The following is a 26018-nucleotide window of genomic DNA, read 5'->3' on the forward strand; positions in this document are numbered from 1 at the left end:
TGAATGCATTGTAGCTTCAAACTATTCCTGTATCAAGCCATGCGCCTGATAAGCTTGGGCAATTATCGGCTATATCTGCTCATCCGGCTTTTAAGCGGCGCACAAATAGGCTGAGTATTATCATGCATATGCTTGCATCTATTTAGCGAATAAATGACTTGCGGTGCTTTGGTTAATCTTAGCTTATCATCATGGTTTGGCAACACAGCAGGCTTTACAGGTTGTTGTGCTCTCGTTGAGGATTGTGCATACCAGGCAAAAAGTTTTGCGGTTAGCGATATTCCCAAATAGGCCGCTAAGCCAAAACCTAATGACAACCCTAGGCTAGCAGAAAAATACAGAGCGCTTACGGCGACAATACACCCTGTGATGACAGCAATATTGGTAAGTGAAAACCAACTTTGCTCTGGTTTTTCATGCATTTTAGAGGGTTTAACATTCAATTCGTTCGATAAATACAGTGCAAAATATGGCATTGTTTTCATCGACTGCATGGCACTAAGCAACACATTATCTGCATGTTCAAAACGAATCTTTTCCGACAAACTATAGGAAGTAGATATCTCTTTTGTGACAATTTTTTCACCACCTGGCATCACGATATCACAACGTTGTCTCATGTCTTGATGCGCACTAATTAAAGCATGGACTTGCTGAGCAAATTCGATGAATGCGGGATTATGCTTTTTAGCCTGATATTCATTAATATCTCGAAAAGCCCGAAAAACATACTCTAACTGAAATTCGCTACGCACTCGCATAATATCGTAGCAATCGGCTAGATAGATTAATTTTCTCAAATACTGGTAAGCGGGAATAGACTTGGCTGAAATGCCCTGTTTTTTAAGAACATTCGCATAATCATTGGGATGATCTTTATAAGCAGCCGCTGCACCTACGATCTTTGCGATTTTGGGTGAAATGCCTTTTTTTATTAAAAATGCAGTACAATTTTCTCCACTTTCTTTATCCCAATAATCAATGCCATCAGCCTTTCGCCCACTGTCATGGGCTAGACCTGCAAATGAAGCTAAGTTAATAATTTCTTTTTCGGTTAAGTGCCATTCTTCAGTCAGTGTGTTGAGAGCGTGTTTAGCATAATCCGGTAATTGTGCGCAGATTAAACGATGCAGTACCTTTACATACAGACTGACACGACTGGCATGCAGTGCACCATGATGCTCTCTTTCAAGCTGCCCATCTCGTAAATGGGCTTTAATACGGCCATTATACGGTTGCAAATAAGTCTCTTCGATGAGCTGATTAGCATTTTGATAAAAATATTTAGTTAAGTTGCTAATATTTTTATGTTGAAACCCTTTTTGCATACCATTCATATCAAACAAACTACAAATTAAGAATACTGAATTATATCAAATTTTTTAACGCAATCGTTGTCCATTCATCTTTTTTACCCACCTAGTTGAGAGAGTAAAACAGATGGGCTATCTTAGAACATTGCTATTAATACAGAGAATGGATGCATGATCGATCTTTATTATTGGACAACGCCCAATGGGCATAAAATCACTATTTTTTTGGAAGAAGCAGGTTTACCCTATCGAATTATTCCAGTTAATATTGCTAAAAATGAACAATTTAAACCTGATTTTTTGCAGATTTCTCCCAATAATAAAATTCCAGCCATTGTTGATCATTCACCGAATCAAGGTAAAGAACCTTTCACCTTGTTTGAATCAGGCGCTATTCTTTTGTACTTAGCAAAAAAAGCAAATCAATTTATAGCAAGTGATGCGGTTGGCTATTATCGAACATTGGAATGGCTCATTTGGCAAAATGCTGGATTAGGCCCGATGTGTGGACAAGCAAATCATTTTATGAATTTTGCACCTGAAAAAATTCCCTATGCGATTGAACGCTATCAAAAAGAAGCAAAACGTCTATACAGCGTCCTTGAGAAACAACTCTCTGCGCAGGATTATATTGCGGATGAATATTCGATTGCCGATATGGCATGCTACCCATGGATTGTTCCGCACAAGGCATTACAAATCAATTTAGATGATTACCCCGCCATTAAACGCTGGTTTTTTAATCTTCGAGAACGCCCTGCCATTCAAAAAGCTTACGCACTGGCAAAAGAGATCAACCCAACTTGATTACCCCAGCTCCTGTAAATCAGAATAAGGCAATTCATCGTCTTTTGCGATATGAATAGGAGCCTCTTGAAGCTTAAGTCCCTCTCCTATTTTGCGTAACACCATTGCTTTCACGGTGATGTTTTACATGATATTCCTCTAAACAGAGGAATATCATGGTCATGTTGCTATTGAATATCCGATGAAGTATTGAGCTTAACTTCATTCACAACTTTCTTAACACCATCAACCGATTCAGTCAGCTTAAGCGCACTATCCAGTTGAGCTTGATTGGTAGCGGTTCCTGTTAAATGAACAACACCGTTCTTGGTTTCTACCTGGATTGTGATAGCTTTTGCATCAGTCGTACCAAACAATTTCTCTTTAAGAAACTTTTCTTTGATATCAGCTGTGATCGTTTGATCTGAATGTTGCTCTGTTGACGTACTCGTAGAATGTTGCGTCGAAGTATCGAATGTTTGATCAGCAATGGCATTTGCTGCAAAGAATGATGACGCAACCATAACCAATGCTGACAATTTATTCAATTTCATTACAAGTCCCCTTATAAAATGGAAAACTCTTATATCTTCATATTGTAGAACACAACTTTTCACTGTATTAAAAAATATCAGTGTAGCCACATTGTTTACTGCTTATTTTCTCTTGCCCAATTGATTAACCCACCTGCGATTAAAATATCCACTTGTCGCGATGAAAGATCATGGCGCAAAGTAATAGGCTCTTTTTTATTTTCTACGGTTGCGATTAGCTCACTGCCTTTTTTAAGACTGTTTATGATGCTTTTCAATACAATAACATCATTTCGCTTGATTAAATCATAATCTGTTGGATTGACAAAAACTAACGGCAAGATGCCAAAATTGACTAAATTCTGCCAATGAATTCGAGCAAAGCTTTTAGCAATCACAAAATGTAACCCTAAATATCGCGGTGCTAAAGCTGCATGCTCACGACTTGAACCTTGACCATAATTTTCGCCAGCAACGATGGCATGTCCATCTTTGTTATGAATTGTTTGGGCTTGTTTTACATAATCTTTATCAATCCTATCAAAAACAAATTCGCTTATCTTAGGAATATTGCTTCGATAAGGCAGTACTTTAGCGCCGGCCGGCATAATATCATCCGTTGAAATATTATCGCCAAGCTTTAGCAATGCTGGACAATGCATTTCATCAGGTAATGGATGTAAAATAGGTAAAGAAATAATGTTAGGGCCTTTCACCAACTCAACTTGACGAGCTTTATCTATCGGTAAAGGTGCTTGTAACATTTCATTATTAATAATCGTTTTATGAGACTTCACTTTGGGATAAGGAAAATCTAAACTTCTAGGATCGGTAATTTTCCCCATGAGGGCTGAAGCCGTTGCGGTTTCTGGGCTACAGAGAAAAACACTATCTTCATCGGTGCCTGAACGTCCCGGAAAGTTGCGTGGAACAGTTCTTAAACTATTTCGTCCGGTTGCCGGTGCTTGCCCCATGCCAATACAGCCATTACAGCCTGCTTGGTGAATTCTGCCCCCTGCGTGAATTAAATTTTCAAGATGCCCATCTCTGACAAGTTCTTCAAGAATATTACGTGAAGAAGGATTGATATCAAATGAAACATTGGGATGAACGCGTTTTTTACTTACCATCATGGCCGTAATTGCAAAATCACGATACCCTGGATTGGCAGAAGAGCCAATGTAAGCTTGATAGAGTTCTTTCCCTTGCACATCGCTAACGGGTACGACTTTTCCAGGACTTGATGGCAGTGCAATTAAGGGTACTAAAGTTGAGAGATCGATTTCATCATGGAGATCATATTGCGCTTTTGGATCAGCTTGTAGTTCAACCCAATCTTGTTCTCGCCCATGGCTTTTCAGGAATTTTAATGTCTCTTGATCTGAAGGAAAAACCGTTGCTGTCGCACCTAATTCTGCCCCCATATTGGCAATAACGTGCCTGTCCATGGCGGTTAATTTCTTAACTCCTGGGCCATAATATTCAATAACAGAACCTACCCCACCTTTCACATCATGCCGTCGTAACATTTCTAAAATAACGTCTTTTGCACTCACCCAATCCGGTAAGCTCCCTGTTAATTTGACGCCAAATACCTTGGGCATTTTGACGTAAAAAGGGTGTCCGGCCATTGCCATCGCGACTTCTAATCCACCTGCACCCATCGCTAACATACCCAGACTACCTGCTGCGCAGCTATGGCTATCAGAACCTAATAGGGTTTTACCGGGTTTACCAAAACTCTGCATATGGACTGGATGGCTTACGCCATTACCTGGGCGGCTATACCAAATGCCAAAGCGTTGGCAGGCGCTTCTTAAAAATAAATGATCGTCTGCATTTTTATAGTCTTCTTGAATAAGATTATGATCAACATACTGCGCACTTAGATCGACTTTGATTTGATCAACTCCCATCGCTTCAAGTTCTAGCATGACTAATGTGCCCGTGGCATCTTGAGTCAAGGTCTGATCAATCTTGAGCGCTATCTCTTTTTTAGGGATCATCTCCCCTTCAATTAAATGGGCTTGAATAAGTTTCTGGGTGACATTAAAAGGCATATCTAACTCCTTGATATAGGCGCATTCCATTTTGCGGGTTCAAGTATAAGCGATCCAATCCACCTATCAGTATGAAGCTAGAACAAAGAAAACAGTACTGTTTGTTTACACAATCCTTAGTAATTAAACTTAATATCTTATGTGAATAATTTTATCAGCCGCTTATAAACCACATGCTCTTTGATGGCATTGGCAAATAACGTTAATATCGCGCCAGAAAGGATTGTCGCAATACCCACCACTTTTGGCAGCTCAATGCTCTCTTCTAAAAGCACAATGCCAAAAATGACCACAAATACCGGTTCTGATACGGAAAGAATGGAAGCCTTTTCTGAACTAATTCTTTTCAAGCCTTCCAAAAATAATAGCATCGGAATAGCCGTAGTAATGGTGCCAAAAGCGACAATATAAGCCCATTGCTGATAACTAGTTGGTAAGCTAAAGTTTTTATCCCATAAAGCGTAGACCAAACAAGCTGTTGCGCAGCCCAATGAGACCATCAAGGTTGAAATAATAGGCGATACTTTAAGATTTTTACTTGAAACAATATAGCCTGCATAACAAATGCCTGATAATACGGCTATGGCGATACCCAAAGCATCCGCTTTGAATTCACTCATATCAACTAATAAAGACATTCCTAAGATAATCAAGCAAATCGCCAAAAAGTATATTTTAGGCATGGCTTGTTTGAATAAAATCCAATTGATTAGCATGACAAAAGCAGGATAGGTAAAGAAAACCACCATCGAGGGGCCTGTGCCAATATATTGGCAAGCAACAAAGTAAATGCCGGCGGAAACACTATAAAATAAGCCGCCTAGCGTAAATGTTTTGAATAAGACGGTTTTACTTTCTTTAATCGTATTGTTCTGATAAATCAGTACGAATCCCACTGTAATGGCAGAAATAAAGAAACGCCAAAATTGCATACCCGCAATGCTAAAATCTAAATCAATGAGCTTTACACCAAAATAGCCTACTAAACCATATAACAACCCCGAGAATAGCGCTAATAAAGCACCTTGTGTTTCAGAAGAAAAACTCATTATTTGATCGCCTGTGCCGTTATCGCTTTGCCTTTGGGCAGTTTTAAAAATAGTAAGTTACATGCAAAAATAATGATAATAAGGAAGGTAAAGGCAGCACTCAAATCATCCGCACTATACAGACGCTCTCCACTTTGTCCATATTCGCCATTCCATTTAACATCTAAATACCAGCCAATAAATTGCTGGATAATTGCGCCGCCCAGCATATTCAAGGTATTGACAACACCCAAGGTTAATCCGGAATGTCGTTTAGGACTAAATTGAACGGCACTTGCAAAGCAAATCATTTCAGCAGCACAAAAGACACCAATTGAGGTTAATATCATTGAAAGTTGCCATAAATGAAGGTTATTCGCATAAAGTAAGAAAAACAGCGAAATCATAATACCCATAGCACAGAATAAGATGGTTTCTTTTGACTTATTCCATCTCATGCTTAACCAAGGCAAAAGTAAGCTTCCTACCGTTAAACCACCATATAAATAAAGTGATAATTCAGCGGATACCGCACGCGACAAAGCATATTTTTCCATTAAAAATGCGGTGCCCCATAGATCGGCCAACACACACAGCGGCGTATAAACACTAACCGCAACAATGGAATAGATAATAATTTCTCTGCTTTTAAAAATGTCGCTTAAACCTTGGCGCAGTTGATTTAGGTTATTGGTTTGAACATCGACAACGGTCGTTTGTTTAGGGATAGCAATAAACGCTAAAACCAAAATGACAAGACCAAAAGCCGCACAGAGGTTTAAACTATGTTGCCATCCATTGAGTTCAAGGATGGTAACCATACATTTACCCGATAAAAGCGCGCCTAATGTCCCGAGTGATAAGGTCATCCCCATGAACAGACCACTATATTTTTCAGGCAGATGATCATTCACCAGCTTTAGAGCACAAATAAAGGCGGGAGCTGAACCTAGGCCAATTAAAAATCTTCCCAGTTGTAACATCCACAGATGTGTCGCAAAAGAGAAAATTAAAGTACCTAAAATACAGAGTATAATTGACATCATGACGACTTTGCGCACGCCAATTCTATCAAGGATGAAACCCAGTGGGATCTGTAATAATGAATAAGAAAATAGATAAATCGATCCTAACGAAGAAAATTGCTCTGCAGTAAGCTTAAAGGCATGCCGAAGCTCTACTACCATAATCCCAGGAGAGACTCGCAAAATATATTGATAAAGATAAAAGCCTGCAATCGCTAACCAAGCAATATAATAAATATGAAGGGATTTGCGCGTTGTTGTGTTCATTAGTGTCGACCCAGAAAAAGTTCAGTTAAAGAATAAGCAAATAGAAGATAGTCGCTATGCTGGTCGACGAGGCGATGGGGCTTGAATGATGTAAAATAGAATTTGAATAGTCATAATACCTAACAAAGTAATCGTATCGTGCTTGCGTGTCAAGGATTGGAAGATAAAAGAGGATAAAAACCGGCTTAATGTCAAGAAAGCTGTAGAACTTGGCAAAGCGTGAACTTCATCATGAAAGATAGGGTTCACGCTTTGATAGCGTTTCCTTAGCTATTTTTTCTTTGCATATAACTCTGCCGCACGCTTTCGCATGGTTGCAGGTGTTACATCTTCAATATGGGTAGAAATATACCAGCGATGCCCAAAAGGATCTTCAATGGAACCTGAGCGATCACCATAAAACATATCCATCACAGGCATTAATAATTTTGCACCACCGGCAACGGCTCGCTTAACCACATCATCTACATTTTTGGTGTAAAGATGGATACTGACCGCACAGCCACCAAAAGCACGGGGGCTACAGGCGCCCATATCGGGAAATTCATCGGCTAGCATGATTTTGGAATCCCCTATTTTCAGCTCCGCATGGCCAATTTTGCCACCGGGTTTTTCCATTCGCATCACGACTTTAGCGCCAAATATTTTTTGGTAATAGTCAATCGCTTTACTTGCCTTGTCGATAATCAGATAAGGCGTCACACTACTATAACCTTTAGGCGTAGTGAGAACTTTCTTTTTGGGTTTGCTGGGGCGTTTACTTTTCACCACCACTTTTTTTACCGTCCTTTTTTTCTTTACTGCGGTGGTTTTTTTAGCTGGCGATAGTTTACGTTTACCGGCGACAGATGCCTTTTTTGCCATTTTTATATTCTCCTTGGCTTACTGATACTATTTTTTTCTAGCTCTACTCATTAAATAATGCTGATGGAGGTGGTTATCAACATAATAAGGGGATACTAATGTTTGTAATTCCTTTCTAAATTGTTCAAGGCGTGCTGGCTCTTTTTTAAGATTCTGAATAAATTCGTAGATAGGCCCTGTTTCTATGGATTGCTGGTAATGACCTAAACTTAAAGCGGGGAAAAGCATGAAATCTTGAGCAAAAGCCAAATCTTCAACAGCATCTGCCAGCTGTTGGCGGACAAAATGCGGCTCTCCCCATAAAGGCGGTGGCGAAACCCCTTCAGGAGGGGGGGAAAATTTGCTGACTAAGCCAAACATTTTCCCAACACAAAGATGAGGTGGCCACGTTGAAAATGCAATGATTCCACCGGGTTTTAATACGCGTAGCATTTCTTGGATAGCAACCTGAGGTCTTGGCGCAAACATATGACCAAATTGACTCAATACCGCATCAAAAGAATGATCTGGAAACGGCAGGGATTCTACATCCCCTTCTTGCACATCGACGGTTACGTTAGCGATTGCAGTATTTTCCTGCGCACGGTTAACTAAAGCAGGACATAAATCGATTCCAGAAGCCTTAGCGCCTATTTTAGCGGCAGTAATGGCAACCACGCCGGTACCACAAGCAACGTCAAGCACTTTGTCGCCTGGTTTAATGCGTGAAAATCGAACTAAAGAAGCGGCGCAAATCGTCGTAACCGCTTCAAGGGGAGCAAATAAACTCCAATTTTCTTTTTGGACTTCTTTGAAGGCAATTAAAGCATCATTTTCCATAACCTACCTCCGGCAATATAGGCACATCATACACTGAATAATCTCGTGCTATCTATATGACACTGTCGGAGTTAGCTAATGCACTATTTTTTAAGTTTTGCAGAAGAAGATTTTTCTTGCTGAATTTGTTCTAGCACTTTAATGCGGGTTTTATCTTCAGGATGTGTCGAACACCATCTTTCCCAAGCATTAACATAGGTTTTGTTAATAGATAATTTTTCCATTAACTTTTTTTCTAAAATAGCCGATTTCTTAAAAAAACTAATGAGATCTTTAGGATCAGTTAATTGCGCTGAATAAGCATCTGCCATTAATTCTTTTGTTTGCTGTAAACGATACCATGTAAGGTGTGCGGTTAACGCAAGACCAATTCCCCATAAACTTAAGGAGCAAACACCTAAGATAATGGCAATCCAATATAAACTCTGATGTAATCCTTTTTTGAAACTATCTTTATTAGCGATATGTCCCAATTCATGCGCTAAAGTCGCTACAATTTCTTTTCGGGTTATTTTCTTATTGGCATCAAATACACTCGAATCAATAAATACAAAGGACCTTTCAGCAGTTGAGCCTGCAGAAAGACTGGGGGGATAAAAATTTTTAAGGTCGATTAATTTTTTAACTAATTTTTCTTGCTGTTCGTTTGAATGCTTATTCTGTCGATACTTATTGGGTTGTTTAAATAGTGAGAAAACGTCTCTATAAAAAATAGTGCCAATGGTAATTCCAGTTTGATTACTTAACTGCTTGATAGTATTTAAAAGCCAACGTTCTTTAGGTTCAGTCCTATTTAATGCGCGATAAGTGCTAAATTCATCAGTGATGGTTTCAGGTCTTTTATCGCTTACAATGGTAAATAAATTCGCCAGCCAAACAAAAGCAACCACAGCAACATTGAATGTTAATAACAATGCCGCGATAGCCCCAAAGGAAGCGATTAATTCTTTCGCATAGCCAAAATAAGGCGACATTTCAACTAAACCTAGTGAGCCCGCCATCAACCATGCGGTCAGCGGTGCAAATCCGAGCCACACACAGGCGGTAAATGCGGTCCCTGCTAATATTCCCCAGAGAAGATAGCTTTGAAGTGATAGTTTTTGTTGAATTGAAAACATTGTTTTGACGCCTACTCGAACTTTTGTCAATTATACGACTAACAACAAAAAAATCAAGTCACCTTTAATAAGTCGAATAACTTGCTTTACATTTTACTCAATCGCTTGACAGTCATCGGGTAACTATCAAAAATGTGGGTCCGATTAACCCATGTTGATACCCAATATATGAAAGAAAAACTGTTAGCCCATATTAATCAAATTAAACAGCTTTTTTCTGAACGAAAAAAGAATATGCCGCCCGTTAGATTTCATAAACCTTACATTGAAGAAATCCAACAAGACGTAGAAACACTTGAACAAGCTTTTGAGACTATTCAACAACTCGATGAAGCCGAGAAAAAATCATTTGCACCATATACAATGTTTCATTTGATGGAAAAAGTGGTACCTGTGTTTAGACATTGGATGGCTCGCATCCAAACATTACAAAATTCTGGCCATAGCGATATCGCAGGGCATAAGAAAGCGAAGCAAGAATATGATGAACAAAAAGTCACTATTTATACGCTTGTTGCAGAATTAAATGCCTTAAATGGTGAAGCACTCATTTCTATTGATTCAACCGTGGAAAACCCCGGTCGTGAAATCATTAAACAGTATAAAAAAGATGATTATTTATTAAAGCATGTAATTCAAACGGTTGAAATCAATCATGAAAAGGTTGAAGAAAAACGATTGACCGCGACAAAGTAAGCTTTGACTCACTGTTACTGTTTGTTGATGAATTATTAAATTAGGATAGAAATCCCCCGCTCGCTTCCGTCTTCGCGATGCTACGCCGGACAAGCGCGAGCTGCCCCCTTTTATTCAAAGGGGGCAAATGATTTGCTTTGCTCATCTTCTAAACCTACTTCCCACAGCTTGTTGCATGTAAGCAATGATTATCGAATAATTCCTGGTTGCGGCAGCAACCTAAGTTGCTAGCCCCGGATGGAAAGCATTTTGCGATAGCAAAACTGCTTGGAATCCGGGGTATAGAATTCCAACCGGGGCACCGGTGAAATAATCTTGTTTCACTGCTACCGCAGTTCTTGATAGAGAGGACATTCCCACCCCGGGTTCCACTCACTTGCCTTACGGCTCGTTCGCTTTACCCGGGGCTATTAACTATCGCAGCTTCCGCTGCTTTAACTTTTTAATTTTCTAAACCCAAGTGCATCCAGTTCGTCAGGCGATTTCATTTCTAACAAGGGATTTTTTTTTACACCAACAACCAACTCTTTGTTTGCAGCAGCAACCCGAGGATATTGTGTTAACAGATTATTGTTTGCACCGAGAACACTTAAATTGTCTAGTCTACTTAAATCCGGCAATTCAAACAGCAGATTGTTATTGAGTCCTAAAATCTTAAGATTCTCAAATTGCGCCATAGGGGGTGGCAGTTCTATCAGAAAATTATTATCCAGACTCAAAATGCGTAATTTTTTTAACTGGGCAATGCCATCTGGCAGTTTTCTTAGCTTATTTTTATCTAACCCTAATTCTTCTAATGAATGGATGCGCAGCACCGACAAAGGTAAACTGCGAAATTCATTGCCTTCTAATCCTAATTCTTTTAAATGCTCAAGCTTTCCCATATTTTCTGGGAGTGATGATAAGCCATTAAATCTTGCATATAACACCTCTAAGGATTTCAACACTTCGATATTGCTAGGCAAACTAACAATTTTATTATCCGATAATGCCGCAGATTCCTTTGGAAAACGCGCATTAAGGTAGAGCCGCTTAATGTTGCTTAATGGCACAGCCGTTTGCGCAACATATTGCCGCGTTACCCGTGTCAAAAAGCTCAAATGAAGCCTTTCACTGGGTTTAGCCAACAAATGAATCGTTTGAAAATAAGCAAGTGAGGTATTCAGCTGCTCTATGATGACATTTAAGGCTTTGGGAGAGTGATATCGGTTAAGTTGCTGATAACCTTTCTTAATCTTCGAGACCGCATGTTGGTACTCTTTGGGCTGCGCATCAATCATGGCAAATACCGCTTGCTGCTTTTTCAGCAAAAAGGCACGTTCTGTCATTAATTGGGCGCAGTTGAGCATCGTGTTATCGCTTTGCCATTGCTTTTCTGCTATTAGAAAGATAAATACGATTATCGCAGAATCCGCTTTCGCTTGGATTATGGTCGGTATAGACAATCGTCGTGTCAGGTAAATGCTTTTTAAGCAATCTTTCGATTTTACCTTTGTTATCTGTTTTTGCATCATGATCAACGCGTGATGTTGCTTCGTCCATAAACAAGGTATCCGGTTTTTTCATGATGGCAGAAATAATTTCAATTCGTTGTTTCTCACCATCACTTAAATGAGGGCCAAACCAATCTTTGACAACTTCAAGATCATTAATAATGGATTCATTGAAACTTAATTCTCTCATTAACCCTTTGATCTTTCTAATTTCCTGAGCGGTTGCTTTTTTCTGGCTTGGATACAAAATGGCATCTAACAAGCTTCTTTGCACAGGGAAATAAGGATGTGAAGGAATAAAATGCATATTGTCTGACAAGCCACTGATTTTACCACTGGCGTACGGCGAGAGCCCTGCCACAGCGCGTAAAATCGAGGTTTTTCCTACCCCTGATGCTGCTTGCAACAAGGTGACCTTTCCTTTAGGAATGGATTGAGTGAATTTTTGTAAGATTAGCGTGCCATCTGGTTTTTTCAGCGTCAGATTTTTGATCTCAATCGCTTTATTATTTCCTTTGGAAAACTGTAAGTGCGCACGATTGTCTTCTTGAAGTTTTTCCCACTTCGTTAAGGTAGCATTAAAATCTTCAATACGTTTTAAAGAAACAGCACAATCGGTCACTTTATCAAAATTGTCACTCTTCCAAGTAAAGAAATTAACCACATTTTGAAAGTGATAAGGGATCTCTAATATGCTCGCAAAACTTAATTTCTGAGCGATAATGTTGGGTGCACAAAGCAATATAGCAAAAAAGGAAGTAAATTCTGCATGTAAATTCGTCGCAAAAGTTAATAATGAACGAATTTTTGACACAGAAACTTGAACGGCTCTACTTTGCTTAATGGAATCTAATAATGACTTATGCTCATAGTCAGTTCCCTTTTTAAATGCAATAGCCTCTGCATGGGTTTTAATATGATTGATCTTGGTTTGAATCTTGCCTTCCATCTTTCTTTGTTTGGACTGCAGATCTTCCAGCGAATCGCCCATTTTATTGGTGATAGAGTTATAAATCACGGCATAAATGACGGTGCTGATAACCAGATAGCCAGGTAAGACAAATGATAATGAAAATAAGCTAAGTTCCAAAGGAACAGAAAGCATATAAAGGCCAACAATCCCTACTGCAAAATTACTGACTGTTGTTAGGAAATTGTCGAATAATTCAGTGACAGTGGCATTTAATTCATAATTATCGTGGCTGATAAGCTGAGAAGGATTTTGTGCACTACTCTTGGGTAGCAAAGTGGCACCATAGTATCCTTTACTTTTCATCCATCGGTTTTCAAGTTTTTTGTTGATAGAGTGCGCTAATGAGCTTCCTAATAAGCTTGCCATCCAAGCATCAACACCTGTAATCGCACCGTAGCCAACAATGGCCGCCATACACTGCGCAGCTGCATAGAAGAATGCCGTATAGGTAACCCCTGGCACTAATAGCAACCCCATCAATGAGGCCATTGAGGTATTCACAAAAACCAGAGCAAAGGCTAATAATGTATTACCAAGAATAATCCCACCGGCCAACATTGTTCGCTTTAGATTTTTTGCATCCAACCCAAAATAGGGTCGATAAAAACGATAAAAACGTTTTGCCAATGAAAGCAAGGTGAGTGACTCAATCTTCTTTTTAATTTTGCTCTCTTCACTGCTCATGCTAATACTGCCCAATCAAACTCAAAGGTGAAAAATGGTAAGTTTCTATATTTTGTTTGTCAACTGCGACAAATACTTAGGCAAGATAACTTTAAATGGATTTCAATTCATTTTATCTGACACAGAAACAATCATGATCAACAATAAGAGGAGTCACTCTTCATTAAAATGCGAATAATTTTTTATTAGCAAAGTGCTATTTTTATTGATGTTTTTTTTAAACTATTGAAAACATCCATATCACAGAATGCGGATTATTCTTGTGTAAAATGCCTCTATATTTAACAATTATTCAAATAACTGGCTTAGTGGATAACTGGGTATTTTCACCTGATAAAATGCTAATTTTATCCGACGAATGGAGATCATTTTGTCAGGAATTTATGCATGATGTTCGAATAAACTAAATCCCTTGAATAGTGGGTAGCTACACCTACTTTTACTGAACCAATTTACGTCTTTTTTAAAACATTTATTCAAATAAACCAAAAAATCTAACGGCCATAACATTTCCTTGGCATTGTGCGGTCTATGTTAAATCTAATAAGCCGCAGATCAGAAAGGCAGGTTTACCATGTTAAAAAATGCAAGCTTAGGTGTAAAATGGGTTTTAACAGCAATAATTTGCTTTTCAACGTTGACACTTCTTGCCGATCCTTCCGATCGCGTTGCTAGATTAAGCCGCATTGAAGGTAATATGAGTTTTTTACCTGCAGGTGGTGAAGATTGGCTCGATGCCACTCTCAATAGACCACTCGTAGCAGGTGATAGCCTCTGGAATGATGCAAACACCTTCAGTCAATTACAGTTAGGGGAAGCCAATCTTTACATTGGTTCTAATACGAATATAAACGTACTCAATTTAAATAACGATGTCGCGCAATTTCAGCTTACCGAAGGTTCACTAATTCTCAAAGTCAATGGTATTAAGCATAATCAAATTTATGAAATTGATACACCCAATCTTGCTTTCACGGTGCAAAAATTAGGTTATTATCGTGTTGATGTCGATAAAGATGGCAATGCAACTATTGTGCAAATTAATCAAGGACAAGGCCATGTTTATGGTGACAGTCATTCTTATATAATCAACAACGGTCAAGCCTATCGTTTTACAGGCACCAATCTCGATTACGACCCCAATTTTACAACATTAGCTGAAGATGACTTTGATCGTTGGAGCAATCAACGTCAAGTCGCAAAACAGACTAGGCAATCGCATACTGTTTCTCAAGAAATCATTGGTGCTGAAGATCTCGATAGCTATGGTAATTGGGTCACTATTGAGGAATATGGTCCTGTTTGGTCGCCAAGTGATATTGACTCCGATTGGGCACCTTATCGTCATGGTCATTGGGCTTGGATTGAACCTTGGGGTTGGTCATGGATAGGCTTGGAACCATGGGGATTTGCGCCTTATCATTATGGGCGCTGGGTATATGCTGATAAATGGTATTGGGTGCCTTATTCAGGTGCCGATGTCGTTTATGCGCCTGCTTTGGTTGCCTTTATTGGCGATGGAAGTTTCGGAGCCGAAATTGGCTGGTTCCCATTAGGCCCAGGCGATATTTATAGTCCGGCTTATGCTGTCAGTTTTAGTTACTTTAAGCAAATTAATAGTGGTGATAAATTTATTAATAAAAAACTACTCAAGCAAGCTTATGGCAATCCACACATGCATTTTAATTATCAAAATTTCAAAATCAACAATGGCATCACCGCGGTTAAAAAAGATGCTTTTCTATCTCCCAACATCAAGCAAGCTCGAGTGCCTCTTAATGCAGCTCAGCTGAATAAAGCGACAATCTCGCAAAGCATGAATATAAAACCGGTCACGGATACAAAAGATCTAAAAACTTCTCGCTTTAAGCCATCGGAACAAGTGCTAAAGCGTGGTGCATTAACAAAATCTCAAGTGCCTCAAAATCGACAAACCTTTCAAGCAAGAGGCTTGGGAACAGAAAAAGTGCAAAAAAATGTTGAACCTAAAGCATCAGCATCATTTTCAACATTACAACCGGTTAAACCTTCAAAACCTCGAGAGATTGCCAAAGGTTCGGTGAATACTAAACCTGAGCGTACCTTGCAAAAACCTCGCGAACCGGGTGTGCCCACTGATAAACAACCCCCTAATTTACGTAAACATTATCAAATCCCAGACAAAGAATTGTTGCAAGCACCTAAACACGAATTGCAACAACCTAAACGTGAATTACAGCAAGCGCCACAACGTGAGTTACGTCAACGTCCAGAGCGGGAAATAGAGCAAGCGCCACAACGTGAGTTACGTCAACGTCCAGAGCGGGAAATACAGCAAGCGCCACAACGTGAGTTACGTCAACGTCCAGAGCGGGAAATACAGCAAGCGCCACAACGTGAGTTACGTCAACGTCCAGAGCGGGAAATAGAGCAAGCGCCACAACGTGAGTTACGTCAACGTCCAGAGCGGGAAATACAGCAAGCGCCACAACGTGAGTTACGTCAACGTCCAGAGCGGGAAATACAGCAAGCGCCACAACGTGAGTTACGTCAACGTCCAGAGCGGGAAATACAGCAAGCGCCACAACGTGAGTTGCATCAGGCGCCGCAACGGGAAATACAGCAAGCGCCCCAACGTGAATTACGTCAGGCGCCGCAATTGCAGCAAATGCCTCAGCAAATTCAACGTCAAGTACCTCAGCAGCCTATGCCAAAAGCAGCGGTGCCTGATGATAAAGGCAAACATTAGCAAATTTATTCATATAATGGGGATATTATGATTGCTATATTAAAAAATCATCTGTTACGCAGATTGGTTCATGGCCTGCTCTTTGCTTGCTTGTATTCCATCTCAACATCCCTTTTTGCTGACTCACTTTTGTCGCAAAAAGAGGTACTCATTTCGGTATTAAAGCCACCTTCTCCCGTGAGCACATTGCAAGGCGAACTTCTGGTTTATGAATTACATATTGTTAACAATACAGACAAAACCCTTCAACTGGGTTTAATAGAGATTATGGATGAGGCCAACAAACCCATAACATCTTATTCAGGAACAAAATTACAACAAAATAGTTTTGCCTATGAAAATAATAAACGCCTAGAAGATAAAAATAGGATACTGAAAAAAGGAATGGGGGCTTTTGTAACCATTTGGTTATCTCAGCCTATGTTCACGCATGTTCCTAAATCTTTAAATCATGATATTTGGTTTGTTGAATATTCCACTGAAAAGGGAGAGTCCACCACTTACCCAATCGAGTATACCTTGAGCGTACTTGATGAAAAACCGGTTGTACTGGGCAACCCTCTAAAAGGCACACAGTGGGTCGCTTCTGCTGCGCTTTCCCCTACTTCCTATCACCGTTTAACCATACTACCGATTGAAGGTAAATTTTATCTTGCACAGCGCTATGCCATTGACTGGATGCAAATTTGTGCTGATGGCAAAAGTGTGCATGGCGATCTCCATAAAAATGAAAATTGGAATGGTTTTGGTGATGAAATTTATGCAGTTGCAGATGGGATTGTTTCTAAAGTCCATGACAATGTAAAAGAAAATATCCCGCCTACTTTACCTGTTCCTCAACTTCCTCTAAACGATATTGGTGGTAATCATGTGATCATCCAAATCCAGCAAAACGGAAAAACGTATTATGTCCTTAATGCCCATATGCAACCTGGGAGTATTCGTGTCAAAGAAGGCAGTCAGGTTAAAAAAGGACAAGTAATCGGATTACTTGGCAATACAGGAAATTCATCAGCCCCCCATTTGCATCTGCATGTTTGCGATGCCAACGATCCGCTAAAATGTGAAGGCGTTCCTTTTGTGCTGGAAAAAGCGAATTTGATTGGCAATGTGGATGAGATTGTCGCGGATTATGGCATTTGGACTCCCATAAAACCGCTACCTAAGAAGAATACAAAACAGTTAGTTCCGTTAGATAATCAAGTATTTTATTTTAGCAATCAACCACCTAATAAATGTCCCTAAGCGGTTAGCGATTTCTGATGCCAGGTTTTCTTTCTTCAGGATCGGCTGGTTTAGATTCTGGTTTTGGTGGCTCTATTCCTTTTGGTTTCATATTATTGCCGATATCCATATTCATCATCTCATTCTTATTACTAATATTTTCAATCGGACTCATCTTGGTATTTAAGGCACTGGTCATTGCAGGACCTCCATCGGCCTTTTGTTCGTCTCCACCAAATCGCATAGAAGGCATACTCGATTTATTTTCTTTATCGGCCCCCATTCCATTTGATACCCCTGAAGTTAAGGATTGCGCGGTGTTCAGGAGTTTGTCCAGTTCTTGAACCAATTGTTGGGCATCCATTTGAGTCACTTTATTCGCTAGCCCACTCAGTTCTTTTGATATTGATTCAAGACCATTACCCATTTGAGATTCAGGTCCTCCTTTGCCACCCTCCATGGAAATTCCTTTAGACATTCCCCCTATACCGCCACCATCCATACTGGGTCCTGTCATACTTTCGGTTGGTACGCCTATTTGATCCTTACCACTTGATTTCATCGTATCCGTCATTTTAGCTCCGCCTTCACCACCGCCGGTTGGCATGGCTCCACCCATACCTCCCATGCTTTCGGTTGGATTAGGCATCGACTTCGTCATGCCACCTACCTGATCTAGACCTGGTGTTCCACCTTCACCGCCGCCGCTTGGCATGGCTCCACCCATACCACCGATGCTTTCCGTTGGATTAGGCATGCTGGATGCAGGGCCTCCTTCTCCTCCGAGTTTCGGTGCGCCACCCATTTGATCTGTTGGATTAGGTACTGATTTGCTGATGCCGCCTATACTCTCGGTTGGATTAGGCATGCTGGATGCAGGGCCTCCTTCTCCTCCGAGTTTCGGTGCACCACCCATTTGATCTGTTGGATTAGGTACGGATTTGCTGATGCCGCCAACACTCTCGGTTGGATTAGGCATGCTGGATGCAGGACCTCCTTCTCCTCCGAGTTTCGGTGCGCCACCCATTTGATCCGTTGGATTAGGTACTGATTTGCTGATGCCGCCTATACTTTCAGTGGGATTAGGCATGCTGGATGCAGGGCCTCCTTCTCCTCCGAGTTTCGGTCCGCCACCCATTTGATCTGTTGGATTAGGTACGGATTTGCTGATGCCGCCAACACTCTCGGTGGGATTAGGCATGCTGGATGCAGGGCCTCCTTCTCCTCCGAGTTGTGGTCCTCCAGCCTTTTGCTCCATGGGATTAGGTACGGATTTGCTGATGCCGCCAACACTTTCAGTGGGATTAGGCATGCTGGATGCAGGGCCTCCTTCTCCTCCGAGTTGTGGCCCTCCAGCCTTTTGCTCCATGGGATTAGGTACGGATTTGCTGATGCCGCCAACACTTTCAGTGGGATTAGGCATGCTGGATGCAGGGCCTCCTTCTCCTCCCAGTTGTGGTCCTCCAGCCTTTTGCTCCATGGGGTTAGGTACTGATTTGCTGATGCCGCCAACACTTTCAGTGGGATTAGGCATGCTGGATGCAGGGCCTCCTTCTCCTCCGAGTTTCGGTCCGCCACCCATTTGATCTGTTGGATTAGGTACGGATTTGCTGATGCCGCCAACACTTTCAGTGGGATTAGGCATGCTGGATGCAGGGCCTCCTTCTCCTCCGAGTTGTGGCCCTCCAGCCTTTTGCTCCATGGGATTAGGTACTGATTTGCTGATGCCGCCAATACTCTCGGTGGGATTGGGCATGCTGGATGCAGGGCCTCCTTCTCCTCCGAGTTGTGGTCCTCCAGCCTTTTGCTCCATGGGGTTAGGTACTGATTTGCTGATGCCGCCAACACTTTCAGTGGGATTAGGCATGCTGGATGCAGGGCCTCCTTCTACTCCGAGTTTCGGTCCGCCACCCATTTGATCTGTTGGATTAGGTACGGATTTGCTGATGCCGCCAACACTCTCGGTGGGATTAGGCATGCTGGATGCAGGGCCTCCGTCTTCTCCTCCGAGTTTCGGTGCGCCACCCATTTGATCTGTTGGATTAGGTACGGATTTGCTGATGCCGCCAACACTCTCGGTGGGATTGGGCATGCTGGATGCAGGGCCTCCGTCTTCTCCTCCCAGTTGAGGCCCTCCTGCCTTTTGCTCCATTGGATTAGGTACTGATTTGCTGATGCCGCTAACACTCTCGGTGGGATTAGGCATGCTGGATGCAGGGCCTCCTTCTCCTCCGAGTTGTGGTCCTCCAGCCTTTTGCTCCATGGGATTAGGTACTGATTTGCTGATGCCGCCAACACTTTCAGTGGGATTAGGCATGCTGGATGCAGGGCCTCCTTCTCCTCCGAGTTTCGGTGCGCCACCCACTTGATCCGTTGGATTAGGTACTGATTTGCTGATGCCGCCAACACTCTCGGTGGGATTAGGCATGCTGGATGCAGGGCCTCCTTCTCCTCCGAGTTTCGGTGCGCCACCCATTTGATCCGTTGGATTAGGTACTGATTTGCTGATGCCGCCAACACTTTCGGTGGGATTCTGCGTTGATTGACTCATACCGCCTATCTGATCCGCACCTGGGATCTCGGTAGCATTATTACCTGCACTACTTGAAGGATCCATTTTGCTGAGATTAATACTTGATTGGACTGTTTGGCCCGCGGCGTTAAGATTCTTTGCATCATCTTCATCCATCACGCCATGCTTTTGACCTACTTCTCCACTTCGTTGAGAGACTTTGTCAATATTGTCAGGCGCTTCTCCACTCGCTGCCGATAATCCTGCTTTTGTTCCTTCAGCACCTAATTGAATTTCTTCATGATACTCTTCTCCCACGCCTCCTCTGGCTTGGGTGCCAGCATCAGAAATTTGTTTTCCTGCTACTTGGGTGCCGGCATCTGCAACAATATCGGTGCCCGAGGTATAAGCCGTTCCATCCCCCAAACCCATTTGTTGTTGTATTTTATTGACGCCCATCGCATTGGCTGCATTACCAACTTGCTCATTAACCGCGTTCGTCGCACCATAAACATTTGCTGAAGCACCTGCCCCGACGCCTGCAGTCTCTCCATCAGCAGCAACGTTATAAGCAACTGTGACGGCTGCCGCTGTTCCTACTTTTGCACCGCCTCGAGCTGCATCACGCGTCGCATCATGCCGTTCTTGTTCACTCACTCGACTATTGGTAGCCGTTTCAACATTGGCACCCACGCCAACAACATCTTTCGCTCCCGATGCAACCGCGGCTTCTGGGTTGGCACTTTCATTGCCTTCTGACACTAAATCTGAACCACCTTTAGTGAGGCTATCGGTAGATGACGATGCGGCAGATAAATCTTTCTTCTCTTCTGTTGCACTTGGTATCGCAGGTTTGATGCTATCAGTAGGTGATGCCGCAGATAAATCTTTCTTCTCTTCTGATGAGCCTAGCGCTGCAGGTTTGATGCTATCAGTAGGTGATGACGATGCCGCAGATAAATCTTTCTTTTCTTCTGTTGCGCCTAGCGCTGCAGGTTTGACACTGTCGGTTGGAGATGAGGCTGCGGCAGAAACATCTTTCTTCTCATCGGATGGACCTGTTACAGCAGGTTTTATACTATCGGTAGGAGATGATGATGCAGCTGAAACATCTTTCTTCTCTTCTGTTGTGCCTGACACAGCAGGTTTCACACTACTGGTAGTTGACGGTGTTGATGCGTCTTTTTGCTCTTGCCCATTTGGCTTCGCAGCCATCGAGGTCTCTAATCCTTGCCCTTGCTGTAAATTGCCAACACCTTCAACAGCACCACCGATTTGCTGACCACCTTGCGTGGCTCCGCGGGTAACTTTCGTTGCTTCATCGGTTGGCACACCAGATTCTTTTAATTTCCCTTTTATTTCCGAGCCTTTATCAACTGCAACATCAACAACTGGATCGACCACTTGTCTTGTAACCGGAGCCGTCGCTTTACCCACTTCTTTTCCGATACCATAACCCACCGCAGCACCTTCTGGGCTTCTTGTGCCAACTGCACCAATGGCAGCACCACCAAAGGCTGGGCCATTTTCAGCAATACCTTGTTTTAATTCTTCTTTGGATTGCTCTCTTTCTTTCGGTGATTTCTTTTCATCTAATGCATCGTTTGCATCACCCGCAATTTTTGAACCATCTTTTACCATCGCGCCATATTGCGCGGTGCTCCCACCTTTTCCAAGCGAAGGTGATGAAGGTGATACAGCTTTATTGTCATCGGCTGCGCTTGTTACGCTGGATTTAACACTATCAGTAGGTGATAGTGATGCGGCAGATAAATCTTTCTTCTCTTCTGATGAGCCTAGCGCTGCAGGTTTGACACTGTCGGTTGGAGATGAGGCTGCGGCAGAAACATCTTTCTTCTCATCGGATGGACCTGTTACAGCAGGTTTTATACTATCGGTAGGAGATGATGATGCAGCTGAAACATCTTTCTTCTCTTCTGTTGTGCCTGACACAGCAGGTTTCACACTACTGGTAGTTGACGGTGTTGATGCGTCTTTTTGCTCTTGCCCATTTGGCTTCGCAGCCATCGAGGTCTCTAATCCTTGCCCTTGCTGTAAATTGCCAACACCTTCAACAGCACCACCGATTTGCTGACCACCTTGCGTGGCTCCGCGGGTAACTTTCGTTGCTTCATCGGTTGGCACACCAGATTCTTTTAATTTCCCTTTTATTTCCGAGCCTTTATCAACTGCAACATCAACAACTGGATCGACCACTTGTCTTGTAACCGGAGCCGTCGCTTTACCCACTTCTTTTCCGATACCATAACCCACCGCAGCACCTTCTGGGCTTCTTGTGCCAACTGCACCAATGGCAGCACCACCAAAGGCTGGGCCATTTTCAGCAATACCTTGTTTTAATTCTTCTTTGGATTGCTCTCTTTCTTTCGGTGATTTCTTTTCATCTAATGCATCATTTGCATCACCCGCAATTTTTGAACCATCTTTTACCATCGCGCCATATTGCGCGGTGCTCCCACCCTTGTTTTCTAAGCCTCCTGTTGCTGCAGAAGAATCGGTGAGATTGGATGGAGGTTTGGGTGATTCTGCCATTACGGTGGTACTCCTGCAAAATAATACCTTTAATTTATTATACTTAACTCAGATTCTCATGGCCACTAATGAGCGGTATAAATAGACTTAGGTCATTCAGTATTTTTGTATTTTTATTCATTATTCATTGAATATCGTTCTAATGTAAGAAGTGCATATACGATGCATTGAAGATTTGCTAGATATTCATTCAATCTGAGGCTCACTTCAGTTAATCATTTTTTCACTTAACCGATACACTCTCAATATGTCGATTTAGGGTTAAACATATGCTACGTAAAGAAATGGACAGTTTAGGAGAAGTGAATGTTCCTGCAGACAAATTATGGGGAGCACAAACACAGCGTTCTTTAGAGCATTTTAGTATTGGGAAAGATTTGATTCCCTCTGAAATGATCATTGCTTATGCCATTTTAAAAAAAGCTGCGTGTAACACCAATCATGCAGATAAACGACTAGACGATAAACAACATCAACTTATTGTTCAAGTTTGTGATGAGATCCTTGCCGGCAAGCATGATGATATGTTTCCTTTGCATGTTTGGATGACAGGCAGCGGAACACAATTTAATATGAATATGAATGAAGTGATCTCTAATCGGTGTTGTCAATTATCCAATACCGCCTTAGGCTCAAAAACCCCCATTCACCCTAACGATCATGTTAATATGGCGCAATCTTCAAATGATAGCTTTCCTTCTGCAATGAATATTGCTGTTGCGATGAATGTAAAGCAAGGGTTATTGCCCGCGCTAAATAAATTAAAAGATGCCATCGCAATGAAATCAGAACAATGGAAAGATATTATTAAAATTGGTCGTACCCATATGCAAGATGCAACCCCCTTGACGCTGGGTCAGGAATGGTCGGGTTATGTTGGTATGCTGGTAGATGATATTGCAAGAATCGAAAATGCCTTACAAGATGTTTACAAGTTAGCATTAGGGGGCACGGCAGTTGGAACAGGTATCAATTCTTTGCCACATTTTGCAGAAAACGCGGCAGCTGAAATCGCACGACTAACCGGTTTACCGTTCACATCGGCCCCCAATAAATTTACCGTTCAAGGTTCTCACGATGCGTTGGTGCAATTTTCAAGTACCTTGCGCACACTTGCTGTCTCATTATACAAAATAGCCAATGATATTCGTTTATTATCGTGTGGACCTCGAGCAGGATTTGCAGAACTTGTGATCCCTGAAAATGAACCAGGCTCTTCGATTATGCCTGGCAAGGTCAATCCTACTCAAGTAGAAGCACTGACCATGATTGCGGTACAAGTGATTGCCAATGATGTTGCTGTTGGGTTTGGTGGCGCAGGTGGCTATCTTGAAATGAACGTTTATAAACCTTTAATGATTTTTAATATCACCCATTCAATTAGAATATTAACTGATGGTTGCACCAATTTCCGTAAGTTTCTCATTGAAGGCACAGAGCCTAATTTGAAAAAAATTAAATATTTTCTTGATAATTCACTCATGTTGGTAACTGCGCTTTCGCCTGTGATTGGTTACGATAAATCTTCTAAAATAGCTCATTTTGCATTAGAGAACGATTTAACGCTAAAAGATGCTGCTTTACAATTAGGCTTTGTCACAGCAGAAGAGTTCGACAAGATTATCGATCCCGCTAAAATGGTTCACCCAAGCGCCATGCATATCAATGGCCAACATTAACAAGGAAACATCATGAGCAATAAAAATCAAAAACGCGGTATGGAGCTATTAATGGATCCGGCTCTTAATAAATCTACTGCATTTACAGAGGCTGAAAAACAAGAACTTGGCATTGTTGGTTTAGTACCCGATACCGTTGAAAGCGAAGATTTGCAAATACGTCGTGTGATGATGCAACTTGGGCACAAAAGCACCGATCTTGAACGTTATGTTTATTTAATCAATTTATTGGATCACAATGAAACGTTATTTTATCGTACAATTATGTCTGATCCAGCACGCTTTTTACCGATTGTGTATGATCCAACCATCGCAGAAGCTTGTCTTAAATTTGGCCATATTTATCGTCAATCTCGTGGCATGTATCTTTCAATTGAAAGACGTGGACATGTGAAAGAAATTTTGAAAAACTGGCCAGAAAAAGATATTCGCTTTATTTGTGTTACCGATGGCGGCCGCATTTTAGGTTTAGGTGACTTAGGTGCCAATGGAATGGGTATTCCCATTGGGAAGTTACAGTTATATACAGCAACTGCTGGCGTTCCACCACAACATTTATTGCCACTTTATCTAGATGCAGGAACCAACAATGAACAATATTTACAAGATCCCCTCTATCTAGGACTACGCAAAAAACGGGTATCCACTGAAGAACTCTTCTCTTTTGTTGATGAGTTTGTCGAGGCTGTACAAGAAGTATTTCCTAAATGTTGTATCCATTTTGAAGATTGGACTGGTGTTGATGCTGTTCATTTATTAGAACGTTATCGAGATAATTACTCCGTATACAATGATGATGTTCAGGGAACAGCAGGGATTACCTTAGCAGGTATGTTAAATGCAACCAAATTAAAAGGGACCAAGCTCAAGGATGAAAAATTTCTCTTTTTAGGTGCTGGTTCTGCCGCAATTGGTTTATCCAATTTATTATGTACCGCCTTGGTAGAAGAAGGATTATCGCTTAAAGAAGCGCAATCCAAGATTTACTTATTTGATGTGAATGGTTTGCTTGAATCAACCCGTACTGATTTAGTCGATTTTCAACGTTGCTATGCCCATCAACATGCACCCACACGCGATTTCGTTGCGGCTATCAAGAGTATTAAGCCAACAACCCTCATAGGGGTTAGCACGATTGGTGGCGCTTTTACAAAGGATGTAGTTGAAACCATGGCTAAAATCAACGAGCGTCCTGTTATACTCGCTTTATCTAACCCTACTGAACATGCTGAATGTAGCGCTCAACAAGCTTATCAATGGTCAAATGGCAAAGCCATTTATGCAGCTGGTGTGCCCTTCTCACCCGTTCATATCAATAACCAAACCTTGATGCCGGGGCAAGCCAATAATTTCTATATTTTCCCAGCGATTGGCATGGCAGTTTATGCAACGCAAGCAAAACGGGTAACAGATGAAATGTTTATCGAAGCAGCCAAAGCAGTTGCCTCACAAGTGCCAGCAGATTTGCTAAAGCAAGGTTTACTCTATCCGCTACAATCAAATATTTTAGAAGTTGAAATTCAAACAGCGACAAAAGTAGCAACTTTGATTTTTGATAAGGAGCTTGCTCGCGTTAATAGACCTAGTGATATTGAAGCCTTTATTCGAGAACACGTTTACAAGCCACAATATCAATCATTTGCTTAAAAAAAAGCGGCAAACC

The 26018-nt window shown here is 41.6% G+C and carries 17 protein-coding genes; 6 read left to right on the top strand and 11 right to left on the bottom strand.

Going from position 1 to position 26018, the window contains the following annotated elements; all coding sequences use genetic code 11:
* Positions 1 to 62: 62 nt before the first annotated feature.
* Positions 63 to 1328: a SidE phosphodiesterase domain-containing protein gene (locus HT99x_RS09195; RefSeq protein ID WP_075066055.1), complete on the bottom strand. Its 1266-nt coding sequence runs from the start codon at positions 1326 to 1328 to the stop codon at positions 63 to 65.
* 156 nt (positions 1329 to 1484) lie between these two features.
* Between HT99x_RS09195 and HT99x_RS09200 the strand changes: the two genes are divergently transcribed.
* Positions 1485 to 2120 carry a glutathione binding-like protein gene (locus tag HT99x_RS09200; protein ID WP_075066056.1) on the top strand — a complete coding sequence of 212 codons (636 nt, stop codon included), beginning with the start codon at positions 1485 to 1487 and terminating at the stop codon, positions 2118 to 2120.
* A gap of 167 nt (positions 2121 to 2287) precedes the next feature.
* On the opposite strand, the gene HT99x_RS09205 is transcribed toward HT99x_RS09200, so the two are convergent.
* The 7 genes from HT99x_RS09205 to HT99x_RS09235 all read right to left on the bottom strand — a co-directional run bounded on the left by HT99x_RS09205 (position 2288) and on the right by HT99x_RS09235 (position 9813).
* Positions 2288 to 2653, bottom strand: coding sequence for a BON domain-containing protein (locus tag HT99x_RS09205; RefSeq protein ID WP_075066057.1), 366 nt, complete (start codon positions 2651 to 2653; stop codon positions 2288 to 2290).
* A gap of 95 nt (positions 2654 to 2748) precedes the next feature.
* On the bottom strand, positions 2749 to 4692 hold the full coding sequence (locus HT99x_RS09210; protein ID WP_075066058.1) for an aconitate hydratase: 1944 nt from the start codon (positions 4690 to 4692) through the stop codon (positions 2749 to 2751).
* A 137-nt stretch (positions 4693 to 4829) separates the two neighbouring features.
* Positions 4830 to 5741 carry an EamA family transporter gene (locus HT99x_RS09215; RefSeq protein ID WP_075066059.1) on the bottom strand — a complete coding sequence of 304 codons (912 nt, stop codon included), beginning with the start codon at positions 5739 to 5741 and terminating at the stop codon, positions 4830 to 4832.
* A complete protein-coding gene (locus tag HT99x_RS09220) occupies positions 5741 to 7012 on the bottom strand; it encodes an MFS transporter (RefSeq protein ID WP_075066060.1) in 1272 nt (423 codons plus the stop codon). The genes HT99x_RS09215 and HT99x_RS09220 overlap by 1 nt, the downstream gene beginning before the upstream one ends.
* 270 nt (positions 7013 to 7282) lie before the next feature.
* Complete coding sequence (locus HT99x_RS09225) at positions 7283 to 7876, bottom strand: VOC family protein (protein WP_083482844.1); 594 nt, start codon at positions 7874 to 7876, stop codon at positions 7283 to 7285.
* A gap of 27 nt (positions 7877 to 7903) precedes the next feature.
* Positions 7904 to 8695 carry a methyltransferase domain-containing protein gene (locus tag HT99x_RS09230; protein ID WP_075066061.1) on the bottom strand — a complete coding sequence of 264 codons (792 nt, stop codon included), beginning with the start codon at positions 8693 to 8695 and terminating at the stop codon, positions 7904 to 7906.
* 83 nt (positions 8696 to 8778) lie between these two features.
* Positions 8779 to 9813 (bottom strand): M48 family metalloprotease, encoded by a 1035-nt coding sequence (locus tag HT99x_RS09235; RefSeq protein ID WP_075066062.1) that lies wholly within the window; start codon positions 9811 to 9813, stop codon positions 8779 to 8781.
* A 132-nt stretch (positions 9814 to 9945) separates the two neighbouring features.
* On the opposite strand from HT99x_RS09235, the gene HT99x_RS09240 reads away from it, so the two are divergent.
* The gene (locus tag HT99x_RS09240; RefSeq protein WP_075066063.1) at positions 9946 to 10509 is read left to right on the top strand and encodes a hypothetical protein; all 564 of its coding nucleotides are present in this window, start codon (positions 9946 to 9948) and stop codon (positions 10507 to 10509) included.
* 434 nt (positions 10510 to 10943) lie between these two features.
* Here the strand turns inward: HT99x_RS09240 and HT99x_RS09245 are convergent, their stop codons facing one another.
* Together HT99x_RS09245 and HT99x_RS09250 are read right to left on the bottom strand one after the other, a co-directional pair.
* Positions 10944 to 11858 carry a leucine-rich repeat domain-containing protein gene (locus HT99x_RS09245; protein WP_075066064.1) on the bottom strand — a complete coding sequence of 305 codons (915 nt, stop codon included), beginning with the start codon at positions 11856 to 11858 and terminating at the stop codon, positions 10944 to 10946.
* Positions 11859 to 11862: 4 nt separating this feature from the next.
* Entirely contained in the window at positions 11863 to 13659 is a 1797-nt protein-coding gene (locus tag HT99x_RS09250) for an ATP-binding cassette domain-containing protein (protein WP_259566173.1), read from the bottom strand.
* Between the two features lie 574 nt (positions 13660 to 14233).
* Between HT99x_RS09250 and HT99x_RS09255 the strand changes: the two genes are divergently transcribed.
* Both HT99x_RS09255 and HT99x_RS15925 read left to right on the top strand, forming a co-directional pair.
* Complete coding sequence (locus tag HT99x_RS09255) at positions 14234 to 16387, top strand: DUF6600 domain-containing protein (protein ID WP_259566175.1); 2154 nt, start codon at positions 14234 to 14236, stop codon at positions 16385 to 16387.
* Positions 16388 to 16414: 27 nt separating this feature from the next.
* Positions 16415 to 17632 carry a M23 family metallopeptidase gene (locus HT99x_RS15925; protein ID WP_075066068.1) on the top strand — a complete coding sequence of 406 codons (1218 nt, stop codon included), beginning with the start codon at positions 16415 to 16417 and terminating at the stop codon, positions 17630 to 17632.
* A gap of 4 nt (positions 17633 to 17636) precedes the next feature.
* Here the strand turns inward: HT99x_RS15925 and HT99x_RS09265 are convergent, their stop codons facing one another.
* Positions 17637 to 22676 (bottom strand): hypothetical protein, encoded by a 5040-nt coding sequence (locus tag HT99x_RS09265; protein ID WP_259566176.1) that lies wholly within the window; start codon positions 22674 to 22676, stop codon positions 17637 to 17639.
* A 269-nt stretch (positions 22677 to 22945) separates the two neighbouring features.
* On the opposite strand from HT99x_RS09265, the gene fumC reads away from it, so the two are divergent.
* Both fumC and HT99x_RS09275 read left to right on the top strand, forming a co-directional pair.
* A complete protein-coding gene (fumC, locus tag HT99x_RS09270; protein WP_075067505.1) occupies positions 22946 to 24355 on the top strand; it encodes a class II fumarate hydratase in 1410 nt (469 codons plus the stop codon).
* Between the two features lie 12 nt (positions 24356 to 24367).
* Entirely contained in the window at positions 24368 to 26002 is a 1635-nt protein-coding gene (locus tag HT99x_RS09275; RefSeq protein WP_075067504.1) for an oxaloacetate-decarboxylating malate dehydrogenase, read from the top strand.
* The last annotated feature ends 16 nt before the right edge of the window (positions 26003 to 26018 follow it).

Source organism: Candidatus Berkiella aquae, from assembly GCF_001431295.2.
Taxonomy (GTDB): Bacteria; Pseudomonadota; Gammaproteobacteria; order Berkiellales; family Berkiellaceae; genus Berkiella; species Berkiella aquae.

Bases quoted from the DNA above. Each gene is read 5' to 3' on its own strand.
- HT99x_RS09240 (WP_075066063.1), top strand. From the start codon at position 9,946: ATGTGGGTCCGATTAACCCATGTTGATACCCAATATATGAAAGAAAAA.
- HT99x_RS09220 (WP_075066060.1), bottom strand. From the start codon at position 7,012: ATGAACACAACAACGCGCAAATCCCTTCATATTTATTATATTGCTTGG.
- HT99x_RS09230 (WP_075066061.1), bottom strand. From the start codon at position 8,695: ATGGAAAATGATGCTTTAATTGCCTTCAAAGAAGTCCAAAAAGAAAAT.
- HT99x_RS09215 (WP_075066059.1), bottom strand. From the start codon at position 5,741: ATGAGTTTTTCTTCTGAAACACAAGGTGCTTTATTAGCGCTATTCTCG.
- HT99x_RS09275 (WP_075067504.1), top strand. From the start codon at position 24,368: ATGAGCAATAAAAATCAAAAACGCGGTATGGAGCTATTAATGGATCCG.
- HT99x_RS09235 (WP_075066062.1), bottom strand. From the start codon at position 9,813: ATGTTTTCAATTCAACAAAAACTATCACTTCAAAGCTATCTTCTCTGG.
- HT99x_RS09205 (WP_075066057.1), bottom strand. From the start codon at position 2,653: ATGAAATTGAATAAATTGTCAGCATTGGTTATGGTTGCGTCATCATTC.
- HT99x_RS09225 (WP_083482844.1), bottom strand. From the start codon at position 7,876: ATGGCAAAAAAGGCATCTGTCGCCGGTAAACGTAAACTATCGCCAGCT.
- HT99x_RS09250 (WP_259566173.1), bottom strand. From the start codon at position 13,659: ATGAGCAGTGAAGAGAGCAAAATTAAAAAGAAGATTGAGTCACTCACC.
- HT99x_RS09210 (WP_075066058.1), bottom strand. From the start codon at position 4,692: ATGCCTTTTAATGTCACCCAGAAACTTATTCAAGCCCATTTAATTGAA.
- HT99x_RS09265 (WP_259566176.1), bottom strand. From the start codon at position 22,676: ATGGCAGAATCACCCAAACCTCCATCCAATCTCACCGATTCTTCTGCA.
- HT99x_RS09195 (WP_075066055.1), bottom strand. From the start codon at position 1,328: ATGCAAAAAGGGTTTCAACATAAAAATATTAGCAACTTAACTAAATAT.
- HT99x_RS15925 (WP_075066068.1), top strand. From the start codon at position 16,415: ATGATTGCTATATTAAAAAATCATCTGTTACGCAGATTGGTTCATGGC.
- HT99x_RS09245 (WP_075066064.1), bottom strand. From the start codon at position 11,858: ATGCTCAACTGCGCCCAATTAATGACAGAACGTGCCTTTTTGCTGAAA.
- HT99x_RS09200 (WP_075066056.1), top strand. From the start codon at position 1,485: ATGATCGATCTTTATTATTGGACAACGCCCAATGGGCATAAAATCACT.
- fumC (WP_075067505.1), top strand. From the start codon at position 22,946: ATGCTACGTAAAGAAATGGACAGTTTAGGAGAAGTGAATGTTCCTGCA.
- HT99x_RS09255 (WP_259566175.1), top strand. From the start codon at position 14,234: ATGTTAAAAAATGCAAGCTTAGGTGTAAAATGGGTTTTAACAGCAATA.